The organism is Ferdinandcohnia sp. Marseille-Q9671 (genome assembly GCF_976954385.1).
In genome coordinates this window covers 139,998-153,082 of sequence record NZ_CDRJTA010000004.1, presented here as the reverse complement: position 1 = coordinate 153,082, position 13,085 = coordinate 139,998, and the positions used below count along the sequence as shown (strand labels likewise).

Genomic DNA, 13,085 nt, shown 5'->3' with positions numbered 1-13,085 from the left:
AAGCTTTTTATTTAAATCTACATTTTAAAAAGGTGGTTATTCTACATACACAGCCGTACCATACGCAATAATTTCTGACGCATTTTGCATGACCGCTGAGGTTTGTAGTCGCATCCCAATAACTGCATTTGCACCTTTTGCCTTAGCATCCTCAACCATACGGCCAATAGCCTTTTGACGAGCTTCCTCTAGCATTTCAGTGTAATCTGAAATCTCTCCCCCAACAATCGTTTTCAGTCCTGCCATAATGTCTCTACCTATATGCTTGGACTGAACCGTACCTCCTCTTACAAATCCTTTTAGTTCTTTCACTTCTTTTCCAGGTACAAAATCAGTAGTCACGATAATCATTTTGGTCATCCTCCTCTTTTTCTCGTTTTCTGTCCCAAACTAATAATGCAAATAATAGAACAATGGCAACCATGTAAAAAGAATAAAACGTAATAGCCCGCTTAATATCAATGAACAAATACACTAGTCCAATAATTTGTCCTACTACAGCTATGGTCAATACAATATATTTCGCTATGCTCCTCATTAATTCCTACCTGCTTTACGTCGATAAATTTTTCTTGCGAAAATCAGATAAAAAACAATTGGCATTGGTGTTTGAATTAAGCCCCAAATCCCCCAAAACCAGTAGTTATGCCCGCGCCTTCTTGCATCTAAAAACAACCAAAAGCTCTGAATAAGTAAAATTAAAACAATGACAATCCAGAATTTGATATCATACTCTTTCATGTTCGTACCACCTGGTTTCGGTAGCGAATGTAACTATAGATAGGCAGGCTTATTGTTGCGATTCCCTGGATAATCACAAATACAACAGGAATCTGGAAAAACGATGTAATAAGAACCGTTATCATAAATAGTGCGATTAAAATAAAGATTGTCAAATCCCGTCTAAACTTTTTCCTCTGTCTTTGCTGTTCAACCACAACCATTTGTTCAAAATCTCGCAAATCAGGAGTGAAAACCGAATAATTGTTATCAATTTTAGTGAAAGCCTCATTTATTTCTTTAATGGTATCTGTATCTTCTTCATGTAGTTGTTTGTCTTTTAGTAGAATGAGCTTGTTTTTCTTCATTTGGTCTCAACTCCTTTCTTACTGTTTGTATCCCATTATAAATTCTAGATTTAACAGTACCAAGAGCAATTTGTAACATATCTGCTATTTCTTCATACGAGTATCCGTAATAATGCTTCAATACGATTGGAATTCGAATTTCATCCGAAAGCCTTCCAAGCGCTGCAAGAACATCATTCCAGTCCTCCGATTGGTTTTCAAACTGCCACTTCATTTTACGTAATGCCTGCTCCTGGTCCTGGTAATTTTTTTCCCGTTTCTTTTTACGAAGTTGGTCAATATATAGATTGGTAGCTATCGTAATGAGCCAAGAGGAGAATTTCGCTTTGCCATTATACATTTTGATTTTTTCCATACTTTTCATCATCGCCTCTTGTGCAAGATCTTCTGCTATATCAGGCTTCATCGTAACCTTTATTAAATATTTTACTAAAAAAGGATAATGCTCCTTAAAAAGCATGGCAAATGCTAGCGAGTCACCACGCTTAGCACTGCGAATCAGTTCCTTTTCATCCATGGAATGAATTCTCCCCCAAGAAAATTTGGTTATCTCTTTGGTGTTTCGATAATAATACGATTGAGCTAGGTAAAAAGTTCAATTTATTTTTATTTTATGTGTCAGTTATGTATATTTTACCCGATTAATTGAAAAAGAAGCCCCTAGAGGCTCCTATTTCAACTTTGTAATTATTCGTTACTTTTAGAATCGGATTTTTTAGATTGCACTAATTCTTCAGTTAGTTGATCAATACTATTTTTGACATTGCCTTTTCCAGATAGATTTTCAATGATTTCTTTTACATCTATACCAGATGAAGCTTTTAATGATTCCTGTAAAGTGGACATTAGGTTTGTAGCATAACCAGTCACTTTATTGGCACCGCTGTTTTCTCCATTGCTACCAGTGTCGACAACCGTAATTTTATCAATATTTGATAATGGTGCAGCCACTTCTTTCGCATATTGAGGAAGCATTTTAATAACCATATCGAGGATCGCAGCTCTTCCATACTGCTCGAAGGCTTCTGCAATTTTTTGTTTTGCCTCTGCTTCAGCAAGACCTTTCAAGCGGATAATGTCAGCTTCAGATTCCCCTTGTGCACGTTGCGCTTCGGCTTTTGCAAGACCATCGATACGGATTTTTTCTGCTTCCGCTTTCGCCATTGCTTCAATTCGGTATTTATTCGCATCGGCTTCAGCCAATTGCTTCGCTTTCTCCGCTTCTGCTGCTTGAACAACTGAATAGCGATCAGCATCTGCTTTCTTTTTAACCTCTGAATCATATTGCTTTTCACGACGAAGTATCTCTTTCTCCTCAAGCTCAATTTGCTTCTGTCTTTCAATAATCTGAATTTGCATTTGCTGTTCTGTAACCTCTTGTTTCGCTCTTGCTTCTTCAAGATGGTAGGCTTGGTCAGCACGCGCTTTCGCAATGTCTTGCTCTCTGCGATATTCTGCCATTTTTAATTGATTAATTTTTGCTGCTTCTGCCACTTCTGTTGCGCGCTCTAACTCAGATTTTTGCGCTTCTTTGTCTGCCTCAGCACGTTTAATACGTGTTTCCTTATCTGCCTCTGCAGTTGCAATATCAGCATCACGTTTTACCTGTGCAATTCTAGGTTTCCCTAATGAATCAAGATATCCATTTTTATCACGAACATCCTTGATGGTAAATGACACAATGATAAGACCCATTTTCGCTAAATCCTGAGAAGCAACGCGTTGTACCTCTTGTGAAAACTTTTCACGATTTTTATAGATTTCTTCGACAGTCATCGAACCAAGGATGGAACGAAGATGACCTTCTAATACTTCTCTTGCTTCGTTTTCACGATCTTCTTTACGTTTTCCTAAAAATTGTTCAGCTGCTGTAGCGATTTCCGAGATAGAACCACCAATTTTGATAATAGCTGTACCATCTGCCATAACTGGTACACCTTGCTCTGTGTAAACTTCAGGAGTTGATACGTCTAGTTTACTAGATAAGAGACTAAGCGGTTCAGCCTGTTGGAAAACAGGTAGTACGAATGTACCTCCACCTCTTACGATTTTAATACGATTCCCCGCTTCATCAACATGAACATTTTTTCCTCCTAAATAGCTACCAGTTACAATTAGTGCTTCATCAGGACCTGCAGTTCGATACTTTGTAACAAATACCCCAATAAGTGCTAATAATAAAAATGCTACAACTCCAATTACAATCCAAATTCCTGTAGTCATACCTTGTATCCCCCTTTTAATTAATCATATTTTGGTACGGTAAGACGTAAACAACGCCTTCTTTTATATCTATTACAAGAACCTTTTCATCATATGGAATTGGTTCATTGTGAAAACTTTTTGCAGATTTTGCTATTGTTCCGCTGATTCCTTCAATTACTACCTCTCCAAAACCATCGACTGGGATTGAAGTAATTACTTTTCCAATTCTTCCTTTTAAGTCCTCCTCTTTATAAGCAGTTGATTCTTCTGCAGAAGATAAAGGGATCAGAACAAAAACATTAAGTAATGTTACTAAAAAAAGTGCTAATACAAGTGAAATGATAAATATTACGAAACTATGAAAGGAAAGCAATTTTTCAAAAATATAACCTGATGCACTTACAAATGTGAGGAAAGAAAAAATGAGTGTGGGACTCAAAAAGCTGTCAGGGAACATTCCCTCTAAAAAGTCACCAAACAGGATAAATAGAAGAGTGCAGATTCCACTTATGACTAAGCCAAAAAGATAGATAGTTTGAATGTCGTACCCGAATAATTCCAAAGCCTCACCTCCAAAGAGAAATTCAAATTTCCTTTATATTCTCATTTACGTCTTATGTATAAAAAAGGTTTCATTTTTCTGTAAAAATATTCAATAAATTTGTAGAAGGATGACACGGGAGTAGTTAAACGAGTTCTTTAGAAAGCCAGACCTTTAGTAGCAATCCAAGTACTATGTAACCAACAACATACTTCCAGACGATGACTAGTCTATCATTCTTCTTCTGTACAACACCAAGCCCAATAATCCACCAGAAAAGATTTGAATCTGTGATCCGTCTTTTTAGAGTTGTTCCTTGTACTTCCTCTTGCTGTTTCTTCCTATTATCGTGACGTGCCCAGAGAATGACAATCACTATATCCGCTATTGCCCCGATAGATATGGCCACAAGAACAAATGTAGGAGATGGCTCCCACTTATTTGGATCCTTAGATGCTTTGTTTCGTTCTATCCTCTCTCGGTCAGCTTTAAGGGCTTCATCAAAGCTTTGAGTTACTTCTGTTTTTTTAACATCACTAATCAACTTATTGTCAGGCACATCGAAGTTTGAATAATAGAGGCCAATACCTATAGCTAAAAGGATAAACAAGGCATACCCTACTCCAAATAAAATACCTTTTTTCATTCGCAGCAACCTTTCAATTTTTGACATACTATCCTATATACAAAATCTCCCTAAATCTACATTACTTTACATTCATATAAGAATAAATACCTATTTTATTATAGGAATACATAAGTATTTCTTATCATGACCAACTCATATAGAAAGATAAAAAAGAGCAAGCTTCCAAAAGGAGGCTTGCTCTTAGTCATCATCTTTCTCTTTTTTCTTCTTCTCTTTCTCTCTCTTCTTTTCTTCTTTTTCCCTCTCTTTTTCTCTCTTTCTATTTTCTTTCCCTTTGTCCTTCTCGTCTCCCTTTTCATTATTTTCTTTCCATACATTTTCCTTCTGTTTTACAGGAGGTTGAAAGGTTGGGAGATTAAAAGAACTTGGTGGCACATTTTGAAGTGACTGCTCCATCATTTCTTTAAGGATAATGGCAGCCGTCGAGCTTGTAGTCGTTAAGTAATGATTTGCATCTGTTTTGTCATACCCGAGCCATACAGTTCCTACAAGCTCTGGTGTATATCCGACCATCCAAATATCCTTTGTTCCATTTATACCATCAATTGCTACTTGAGTAGAACCAGTTTTTCCTGCCACTTCTCTGCCTTCTATTCTCGCTTTTCTTCCAGTTCCTTCTTCAATAACGCCCTTTAGCATAAACGTAATTCTTTTTGCGACCTCTGGGCTGATTATTTGTTGGGGTTCTTCCTCCCATTGGGCAATAATCTCGCCTTTCGAATCAATGATTTTTGAGATGGCATGTGCCTGTGTCTTTTTTCCTTCATTCGGAAAAGTCGTATACGCTTCAGCCATATGAATCGGTGCGACACCTGTATGAAGACCACCCAAAGCAATACTCAAATTATGGTCATCCTCTGTAATTGGCAGTCCAAATTCCTTTACGGATTCAATCCCAGTTTGTAGACCAATTTTATTTAACAGCCACACTGCAGGAACATTATCAGAATTCCTCAATGCATCGTACATTGTAACACTTCCTCTGAAGCTTCCCGAAACATTTGATGGTTCATAACCATTAAAACTCATTGGTTTATCTGGTAATACATCATAAATGCTATAGCCATTTTCAAGTGCTGGTGTATAGACGGCAAGAGGTTTAATGATTGATCCGGGTTGTCTTTTTAATTGGGTTGCACGGTTAAAACCACGGAACACATGCTCACCACGTCCTCCTACTAAGGCGCTGATTCCACCAGTTTTAGGATCTACTAAAATAGCTCCACCTTGAACTAATTGGTCATCAGGACTAGCTGGAAATAAACTATCGTTCTTAAATACCTGTTCTGTCGTTTCCTGCATATGTGGGTCAAGCTCTGTATAGATTTCCAATCCACCTGACATAACCTCATTTTGCGTTAAACCATATTTTTCAATTGCTTCCTCTATTATATAATCCACATAATGTGGATATTTTCCTTTATACGGATCAACCTTACGTCCCTCGAATATCATTTCTTGAGTTTTGGCTTCTTCAACCTGCTTAGCTGAGAGAAACCCGTGTCCTTCCATCATCGCTAACACAAGATCTCTACGTTCAAAGGATAAATCCTTATTTTTCAATGGATTCATTGTAGATGGTGATTTAATTAAACCAGCTAGGATTGCTCCTTCACTAATTGTTAGTTCCTGAACTTCTTTGCCAAAATAGGTTCTTGCAGCATTTTTGATCCCCCATGCGCCTTCTCCAAAATAAATCTGGTTTAGATACATTTCAATAATTTTTTCTTTTGAATATGTTCTTTCAATTTTTTGTGCTAGAAAAAATTCCTCTATTTTCCGTTGTAAGGTTTGTTCATGAGTTAAAAATACGTTTTTCGTTAACTGCTGGGTAATCGTACTTCCTCCCTCTACGATTTCACCAGCCTTTAGATTTCTGAAGAGTGCTCGAAAGATTCCAATATAATCCACACCTGGATGCTTGTAGAACCTGTGGTCCTCGATTGCAATGACTGAATTGATGACATGCGGTGGGATATCTTCATAACTGACACCCTCAAGCTTAGAGCCAGGTACCTTACTAGCTATCTCTCCGTTTTTATCATATATAATTGTGGGCTCCGGTAATGGATTATTTAAGGAACTAACATCTCGGGAGTTGATATACATGTTAAGTCCAATTGCGACTGATAAAATAAAAAGCAGCACAACAAAGAGGATGATTTTTACTCTCCCCACCTCGGACAAAATCTTGATGAAGTTTTTTCCCATTTAATATGCCCTCCAAATAAGAAATGCGCAAGGCGCCACTAATCGGTGACAAACACTAGTCGAAATGCTGACAGAAGGAGCATTTTTTCTTCCGAAGCGATTTGATTATGTTATCAAGCCGGTGACACCTAAAGCTAGACACCAAATACTTTTTTGTAAAAATAGCGTTACATATATTGATTCGAATGGGAAAAAATTTTATGGGGTTACTTTAACTTTTTTTATTCAAAACTTTATTGAGCAATCCAGATTGCTCGGTTCTATCAGAAGTTAATTGCACTTCGTTAGTTGGAATTGCACCTTCCACAGGAACAATTGCACGATACGAACTTTTTTCGACAAATTCCGAGTAGACATCAGGGCTCATGTATCCTTTCACATAATCATCTTCGGCAATGTTATATACCTTTTGCAACTTCAAAGATGTCGGTGTACATTTTTGCGTGGTAGTACATACCAAGCTCTAAACCTTTATGGATGATTTCTCTTTGTTGACCCTCGTAACCTAAAGCTACCACCTCATAAATTTCATTGGCATGCTGTACATCAAGAACCTCATGGTCGGTGAAGTGAACGAGGGATTGGTTCTCGCTTCCAAATGTGTTTTTCGCAAAATTACCTACCAATGGGGAAACACGTGCAACAATTTCTTCAATTACACCGAGTGCAGCAAGCCCCTCTAAATAATGATAATGAAGACATAAATCAGTCAAGGCACGATTATATGCGATAACCGGAATGCTTGGCTTACTTTCTTTTATTTCCTGCTCAGTAATACCAATTCCTACAAGAAATTGTTTATATGTCTCACTATGAACATATTTCTCGTTCATTTTTCCATGCTCTTCAAAAAGATTTTCAACGAGTGGCATTCTCATTCTATAGTCGGACATATTGGTTAAAATGGCTGATAAGAACCTTGGAAAATAAAGAACCACATGATAAATTTGCAGAGCAATTTCTTTTCTTTGCTCCGGTGAAAACTCTCCATTTTTCATTGCTACAAACAAAGCATGCTCTTCAATCTTCCTCTCATTAAACATCGTGTCAGTAATTTTTTTTAACTCTACGAATCTATCCATTCTTATTCCTCCTATATAAGTGTTAATTCATGACAATCCATTGAAAGATTTTGCGGAACATCTCCATATGCATAGGTAGTTGACGTTATCATTATTGAAAATGGGTTTCCACGCCATTTTTTAGCTTCCTCCACAGACATTCCAAAAAATAGATATGAAAATTTGTTTTTATACTGTTTTTGAATATAGGCAACTAGTTCCTTTACATATTTATTTGATTGCTCCGCACAATAAAAGGCTATATACCCATGCTTGAATTCCTCACCCTTTTTAGGAAAAGGAGGACATCCTGCAACCCTGCAAAATATATCCACTAGTTTAAGAGTTAAGGGTAAGTTTTTGGAAAGTCGCAGTTTCCTAGCATATGACTGATCAACTAGCTTACAAACCGCGAGTGCATTGTTGCCATTATCCCTAACCATTAAAAATACTCCATTTTCTTTTACAAACAAATCCTTTTCACATGGTGCAAACTGTTTGGCCTTAGCAAATTTTCGATAAATCTGCCACGCTTCCTCCCCACCAATATCACTAATACTATGGGTACCTTTCCTTTGTTTTATAAACATTGGAACGCCGACATGAACACTTCTACCGATTTCACTTCCTTTTGGTATAACTCGATTCCCATTTGTGATTGATCCTTTATGTGAATTGCTATCTAGAACTGTAGAAAACATCCATTTAACAGTCCCTTCACTCTTGTATAATGTGATTACGTTTTCAACCAACCGGTAAAATGCAAAACTTCCTTGGTAGTCCGGATGTACACGTAAATCATTTAGATAGAACACTTTTTCACATGCTCCCCCAATTACCCGCTTGTGTTGGCTTATTGCTACACTTCCAATTAAGTCTTCTCCTTTAAACAATCCAAAGTGTCTCGTATACCCAAATTCCTCTGACAATCTAAAAAAAGCAGGAGACCGGTCCACGTAAAAGAGATCACTACCTGTATCCGTGTGCTGTGCAAGCAATAGTAATTCCTGGTGATTGGATTCATTAAGTTCCTTGAAATGAAAGGTCATACAAATTGTCCTACCGTAATTTTTTGATATAGCATAGAGCGCTCTATTGCTTCACATTTCTTTGAGAGCTCCTCATTAATATGAAATTGCTTCATAAAAGATGTTGGTAATTGAGTCGAACTGAGCATATTCCGGAATAGTACAATTGCACCTTCCGATTTCGCATGCAATATACCAGAACAGATTGCTTCTCTCCCTTGTGTATCCGCCCAATCAAACACGTTTGATAAATAAAATGCATCTATAGAGCTTTCTTTTTCTAGTAAACCCTGTAAACTCTCTGGATGAATCGTAAGTTTATCTATATTTCTTTTCGCTGTATCATAGCCTTCATCTGATAAATAAAACGGTACGCCTCCAACATGCTTATAAAGATAAGTTGATAACAAAAGCTGGCTTAGAAAATAATTATTTTGAATTGGTCTTGATTTTATCTCTTTTTCAAATTGACGTAAAAAGAAATTACCGAAATCGTTTTCACTTGCATTCGCAAACATGTAGCTTGGAAAAAACTGAAGATGGCTTGTTTTGCTCAATAGAAGCCTGGCGGCTGTTTGCCATTCTGGAGTTGTAAGATATTTTTTATAAAATTTGATTTGTTCATCCAGATTTTTTGCTAACAATAATTCGTTCCAAATTGATTCGTCATATATATTCTTGCATATATTCTCACCGATGAATCTGTAAAAACGTTCATTTACACCACATTGATTAATCCCAAACTCTATTTGATTCCGGTGATTCTCCCAGTAGTTCTTCACACTCTCAGGTAAATCATCAGCAACACACTCATACATTTCTAATCGGAAATGACAAGGACTTTCTCCAACAAAAGCTAGATAGTCCTTCAATGAAAAATAACGAATCGCAGCCTTTTTTAACTCAATCAGAGCGCATTGAGCAGGGTTCACATCAACACATAAAACATGTTGTACCGAATCATCAAGTATAGAAAAGGCCGTACAACCTCCGGAACCAATTACGAGAGTTTTCTTAGGCTTTACCTTTCTAGAAACCTCTCTTTCTACTAAACTATCCTCTCTTATTTGAGAAAAAAAGATATCAGACATTTTTCAGAACTCCTCCTTCAAATAAAGAAACGATCTCCTCTTTCCCTTCCTTCCAATTACCCATCCGTTTCCTACCTTTATCCAATTGAAGCTTATAGATTGTACGTTCCTCTTGGTCAACTGGAACCTGTGAATACAGAACAACATTCATCCCTTGAGTGGTATCAATATTCCGTGATCGTAGCCATCTATCCACTATCGTATCCTTCGACTTGTGTTTATAAAGAGAACTACTTGATCGTGTAGTTAGTTTTTCAACATCAAGCTTATGAATATGCCAAAGCCTCTTAGAGTACATCAATACTTTCTCCTTTATTTCTTCTGGAACAATACACTCATAAAACTTTGGGTAGGCATAATCCTCAAATAATGCTTTGAAAAGAAAAAGTACCTCAGGATTTTCTATTTCTGCGAGAAGATTGATAGTTCTATGTTGGTTTCCCTCCATTACTCGTTCGAGGTAAGTTGTAAATAATTCCAAGAAACAGCCAGATCTCGAAACCAAGGGCCCAAAATAGACAAACACTTCACTATCTTGCTCAAAACTTTGAATTAACTGAAACCCATAAAGTCTTTGATTTTTCCTCAAACACACGACCTGGTCATATATATCAAACCTAGATTCTAGATAGTCTTCCTCTACGCCACAAATACGCTTTGAAAGAGATATCATTTCATGTTTTGTTTTTACATCTAATTGATGTGTTTCCACGATAGAAACCATTTTACTTAATGAACGGACCATGACTTTTCACCAACCGGTTCAATTTTAAAATATTAATTAGTGTAAAATTACACTTTATAACCTTAGTGTAATTTTACACTATTTTCATTAAATTACAAGTATAATTTCACCATTTTTCCAGCAAACTAAATTGACTATATATCCTAAGAGAAGATCTAGATTTCCAGCAAATGTTACATTTATGTAAATTCCGTAATAATTTCTTGTAAATTCGACAAAATTAGACGAAAATAGATTTTGTGATTTTTAACCTAAAATTGGAGGAACAAAGGATGTTCAGTACTAAGAAAAAGGATGTATTTTTTGATGCTTTGTTATCAATCTCAACAAATCTGAAGGATGCATCTGATTATTTCGTGCAATTTAAAATAAAAGATGTAAGTAATCTTAAAGAATTTTCAATACAAATGAAGGACTATGAAAAAAAAGGTGACGATATCATTCATGGATTAATAACACAGCTAAATAAATCGTTTATCACACCGATCGAGCGTGAAGATATTCTTCAACTTGCCATGAAGATGGACGACGTATTGGACGGAATGGAACAATGTGCTGCAAGATTTGAAATGTACTCTTTAACCGCTACTGACGAGTACATGCACTCATATGCAGATTATATTCACAAAAGTACCATTGAAATTTTTCATGCGATCGAACTTCTCTCTGCGAAAAAATTACTCGATATGCGTACGCATGCAATTAAGATTAATGACTATGAATCACAATGTGACGAATTATTGAGGGTATCGATCAAACAGCTCTTTCAAAATGAAAAAGACCCAATTAAGATTATCCAATTAAAGGAGATTTATGAAATTCTTGAAGGCATTTCAGATTTCTGTGAGGATGTAGCGGATACACTCGAAACGATTATTATGAGAAATGCATAAGGGAGAATTTTATCATCATGGATACTATTTTACTATTAACAATCTTAGTTGTTGTCTTTGCACTTGCATTTGACTTTATAAATGGATTCCACGACACTGCAAATGCGATTGCAACCAGTGTCTCAACAAAGGCACTTTCACCCAAAGTAGCCATTGTACTTGCAGCATCGATGAATTTTATCGGTGCCATTACCTTTACAGGTGTTGCCAAAACAATTACAAAGGATATCGTCGATCCATTTGCAATTGAAAATGGAACAGTTGTGATACTAGCAGCTCTCATTTCGGCAATCACATGGAATTTAATTACCTGGTATTACGGGATTCCGAGCAGTTCTTCACATGCATTGATCGGTTCAATTGCTGGGGCTGCAATCTCGGCAGCAGGGTTCGGAATCTTAAACTACACAGGATTTATAAAAATATTACAAGCACTTTTAATTTCTCCTTTTATTGCATTAGCGGTTGGTTTTCTAATGATGAGCCTTTTCAAGGTTTTATTTCGTAACACAACCCTCTATAAAACAAATAAGGGATTTCGTACATTTCAAATTTTCACAGCTGCACTTCAGTCATTTACCCATGGTACGAACGATGCCCAAAAAGCAATGGGTATTATTACAATGGCATTAATTGCTGGGGAGTTTACTACCTCAACTGATATTCCACTATGGGTACGATTTGCTGCTGCAACAGCAATGGGTATTGGTACATCTATCGGTGGCTGGAAAATTATCAAAACTGTCGGTGGGAAAATTATGAAGATCCGACCTGTAAACGGAGCCGCTGCAGACCTGTCATCTGCGTTAATTATCTTTGGAGCTACTTACATTCATTTACCAGTAAGTACAACGCATGTTATCTCGTCTGCGATTATGGGTGTTGGTTCTGCACAACGGGTAAAAGGGGTAAAATGGGGTGTTGCACGAAAAATAGTGCTTACATGGATTATCACTCTTCCCATTTCAGCTTTATTAGCAGCAATTATTTATCAAATCATTGCATTATTCTTCTAAAAGGCGGCTATATACCGCCTTTTTTTATTGCGTCAATGAATCCTTCAGTTTATAATATATTTAAGGTAACTTAAATGTTTAATTTATATAAATATTAAAGGGTGATTAACTGTGGATATAAAGAATTATATGAAGGAGACTTTTCAGCTTCTAGATGAGGTAAATTCCCTTTTACTTAAGGAATTTGAATCAATTTTTCATTTCGACATAACAACAAAGCAATCCCTCGTTCTACACCATGTTGAACAGGCAAGTACAATAACGGTGAATGAATTAGCACAGGTCATGGAAATCTCGGCTAGTGCAGTGAGCCAACTACTAAACAAATTAGAAAGTGAAAAATATATAAAGCGAGAAATTAACCCTAGTAATAGACGTGAAATTCTAATAACTCTCGGATCCAAAGGAAAAGAATTATATGAAGAATACGAAAAAATCGATCAAAAAATTATTGATAAGTATTATTCCAAGTTGACAGAAGCGGAAATGATACAATTTCAATCAATCGTAAGAAAGCTTCACACCATTATTACTACATCAAGTTCTGATCAGTAAAT

The 13,085-nt window shown here is 36.5% G+C and carries 16 protein-coding genes; 3 read left to right on the top strand and 13 right to left on the bottom strand.

Going from position 1 to position 13,085, the window contains the following annotated elements:
- Positions 1 to 36 precede the first annotated feature (36 nt).
- From ACWNMY_RS16045 to ACWNMY_RS15985, 13 genes are all read right to left on the bottom strand, one after another.
- Positions 37 to 351, bottom strand: a complete 315-nt coding sequence (locus tag ACWNMY_RS16045) for a YbjQ family protein (RefSeq protein WP_449539268.1) — start codon at positions 349 to 351, stop codon at positions 37 to 39.
- On the bottom strand, positions 332 to 538 hold the full coding sequence (locus ACWNMY_RS16040) for a hypothetical protein (RefSeq protein ID WP_449539267.1): 207 nt from the start codon (positions 536 to 538) through the stop codon (positions 332 to 334). The genes ACWNMY_RS16045 and ACWNMY_RS16040 overlap by 20 nt, the downstream gene beginning before the upstream one ends.
- Positions 538 to 741 carry a sigmaY antisigma factor component gene (locus tag ACWNMY_RS16035; protein WP_449539266.1) on the bottom strand — a complete coding sequence of 68 codons (204 nt, stop codon included), beginning with the start codon at positions 739 to 741 and terminating at the stop codon, positions 538 to 540. The genes ACWNMY_RS16040 and ACWNMY_RS16035 overlap by 1 nt, the downstream gene beginning before the upstream one ends.
- Entirely contained in the window at positions 738 to 1,088 is a 351-nt protein-coding gene (locus ACWNMY_RS16030; protein WP_449539265.1) for a YxlC family protein, read from the bottom strand. The genes ACWNMY_RS16035 and ACWNMY_RS16030 overlap by 4 nt, the downstream gene beginning before the upstream one ends.
- Complete coding sequence (gene sigY / locus ACWNMY_RS16025) at positions 1,042 to 1,605, bottom strand: RNA polymerase sigma factor SigY (RefSeq protein WP_449539264.1); 564 nt, start codon at positions 1,603 to 1,605, stop codon at positions 1,042 to 1,044. The genes ACWNMY_RS16030 and sigY overlap by 47 nt, the downstream gene beginning before the upstream one ends.
- Before the next feature lie 170 nt (positions 1,606 to 1,775).
- Complete coding sequence (locus ACWNMY_RS16020; RefSeq protein WP_449539263.1) at positions 1,776 to 3,311, bottom strand: SPFH domain-containing protein; 1,536 nt, start codon at positions 3,309 to 3,311, stop codon at positions 1,776 to 1,778.
- A 16-nt stretch (positions 3,312 to 3,327) separates the two neighbouring features.
- On the bottom strand, positions 3,328 to 3,855 hold the full coding sequence (locus tag ACWNMY_RS16015; protein WP_449539262.1) for an NfeD family protein: 528 nt from the start codon (positions 3,853 to 3,855) through the stop codon (positions 3,328 to 3,330).
- A gap of 124 nt (positions 3,856 to 3,979) precedes the next feature.
- On the bottom strand, positions 3,980 to 4,480 hold the full coding sequence (locus tag ACWNMY_RS16010) for a hypothetical protein (protein WP_449539261.1): 501 nt from the start codon (positions 4,478 to 4,480) through the stop codon (positions 3,980 to 3,982).
- Positions 4,481 to 4,663: 183 nt separating this feature from the next.
- Complete coding sequence (locus tag ACWNMY_RS16005) at positions 4,664 to 6,694, bottom strand: transglycosylase domain-containing protein (protein ID WP_449539260.1); 2,031 nt, start codon at positions 6,692 to 6,694, stop codon at positions 4,664 to 4,666.
- A gap of 398 nt (positions 6,695 to 7,092) precedes the next feature.
- Positions 7,093 to 7,776: a TenA family transcriptional regulator gene (locus tag ACWNMY_RS16000; protein WP_449539259.1), complete on the bottom strand. Its 684-nt coding sequence runs from the start codon at positions 7,774 to 7,776 to the stop codon at positions 7,093 to 7,095.
- Between the two features lie 11 nt (positions 7,777 to 7,787).
- A complete protein-coding gene (locus ACWNMY_RS15995; RefSeq protein ID WP_449539258.1) occupies positions 7,788 to 8,804 on the bottom strand; it encodes a GNAT family N-acetyltransferase in 1,017 nt (338 codons plus the stop codon).
- On the bottom strand, positions 8,801 to 9,874 hold the full coding sequence (locus ACWNMY_RS15990; protein WP_449539257.1) for a DUF3419 family protein: 1,074 nt from the start codon (positions 9,872 to 9,874) through the stop codon (positions 8,801 to 8,803). Before ACWNMY_RS15990 ends, ACWNMY_RS15995 begins: the two co-directional genes overlap by 4 nt.
- On the bottom strand, positions 9,867 to 10,619 hold the full coding sequence (locus tag ACWNMY_RS15985; protein ID WP_449539256.1) for a hypothetical protein: 753 nt from the start codon (positions 10,617 to 10,619) through the stop codon (positions 9,867 to 9,869). Before ACWNMY_RS15985 ends, ACWNMY_RS15990 begins: the two co-directional genes overlap by 8 nt.
- Before the next feature lie 272 nt (positions 10,620 to 10,891).
- Between ACWNMY_RS15985 and ACWNMY_RS15980 the strand changes: the two genes are divergently transcribed.
- From ACWNMY_RS15980 to ACWNMY_RS15970, 3 genes are all read left to right on the top strand, one after another.
- On the top strand, positions 10,892 to 11,512 hold the full coding sequence (locus ACWNMY_RS15980; protein ID WP_449539255.1) for a DUF47 domain-containing protein: 621 nt from the start codon (positions 10,892 to 10,894) through the stop codon (positions 11,510 to 11,512).
- A gap of 17 nt (positions 11,513 to 11,529) precedes the next feature.
- Complete coding sequence (locus ACWNMY_RS15975) at positions 11,530 to 12,528, top strand: anion permease (protein ID WP_449539254.1); 999 nt, start codon at positions 11,530 to 11,532, stop codon at positions 12,526 to 12,528.
- A gap of 111 nt (positions 12,529 to 12,639) precedes the next feature.
- A complete protein-coding gene (locus tag ACWNMY_RS15970; protein ID WP_449539253.1) occupies positions 12,640 to 13,083 on the top strand; it encodes a MarR family winged helix-turn-helix transcriptional regulator in 444 nt (147 codons plus the stop codon).
- The last annotated feature ends 2 nt before the right edge of the window (positions 13,084 to 13,085 follow it).

Excerpts from the sequence above, each read along its gene's own strand:
- ACWNMY_RS16045 (WP_449539268.1), bottom strand. The coding sequence starts at position 351 with ATGATTATCGTGACTACTGATTTTGTACCTGGAAAAGAAGTGAAAGAA.
- ACWNMY_RS16040 (WP_449539267.1), bottom strand. The coding sequence starts at position 538 with ATGAGGAGCATAGCGAAATATATTGTATTGACCATAGCTGTAGTAGGA.
- ACWNMY_RS16035 (WP_449539266.1), bottom strand. The coding sequence starts at position 741 with ATGAAAGAGTATGATATCAAATTCTGGATTGTCATTGTTTTAATTTTA.
- ACWNMY_RS16030 (WP_449539265.1), bottom strand. The coding sequence starts at position 1,088 with ATGAAGAAAAACAAGCTCATTCTACTAAAAGACAAACAACTACATGAA.
- sigY (WP_449539264.1), bottom strand. The coding sequence starts at position 1,605 with ATGGATGAAAAGGAACTGATTCGCAGTGCTAAGCGTGGTGACTCGCTA.
- ACWNMY_RS16020 (WP_449539263.1), bottom strand. The coding sequence starts at position 3,311 with ATGACTACAGGAATTTGGATTGTAATTGGAGTTGTAGCATTTTTATTA.
- ACWNMY_RS16010 (WP_449539261.1), bottom strand. The coding sequence starts at position 4,480 with ATGAAAAAAGGTATTTTATTTGGAGTAGGGTATGCCTTGTTTATCCTT.
- ACWNMY_RS16005 (WP_449539260.1), bottom strand. The coding sequence starts at position 6,694 with ATGGGAAAAAACTTCATCAAGATTTTGTCCGAGGTGGGGAGAGTAAAA.
- ACWNMY_RS16000 (WP_449539259.1), bottom strand. The coding sequence starts at position 7,776 with ATGGATAGATTCGTAGAGTTAAAAAAAATTACTGACACGATGTTTAAT.
- ACWNMY_RS15995 (WP_449539258.1), bottom strand. The coding sequence starts at position 8,804 with ATGACCTTTCATTTCAAGGAACTTAATGAATCCAATCACCAGGAATTA.
- ACWNMY_RS15990 (WP_449539257.1), bottom strand. The coding sequence starts at position 9,874 with ATGTCTGATATCTTTTTTTCTCAAATAAGAGAGGATAGTTTAGTAGAA.
- ACWNMY_RS15985 (WP_449539256.1), bottom strand. The coding sequence starts at position 10,619 with ATGGTCCGTTCATTAAGTAAAATGGTTTCTATCGTGGAAACACATCAA.
- ACWNMY_RS15980 (WP_449539255.1), top strand. The coding sequence starts at position 10,892 with ATGTTCAGTACTAAGAAAAAGGATGTATTTTTTGATGCTTTGTTATCA.
- ACWNMY_RS15975 (WP_449539254.1), top strand. The coding sequence starts at position 11,530 with ATGGATACTATTTTACTATTAACAATCTTAGTTGTTGTCTTTGCACTT.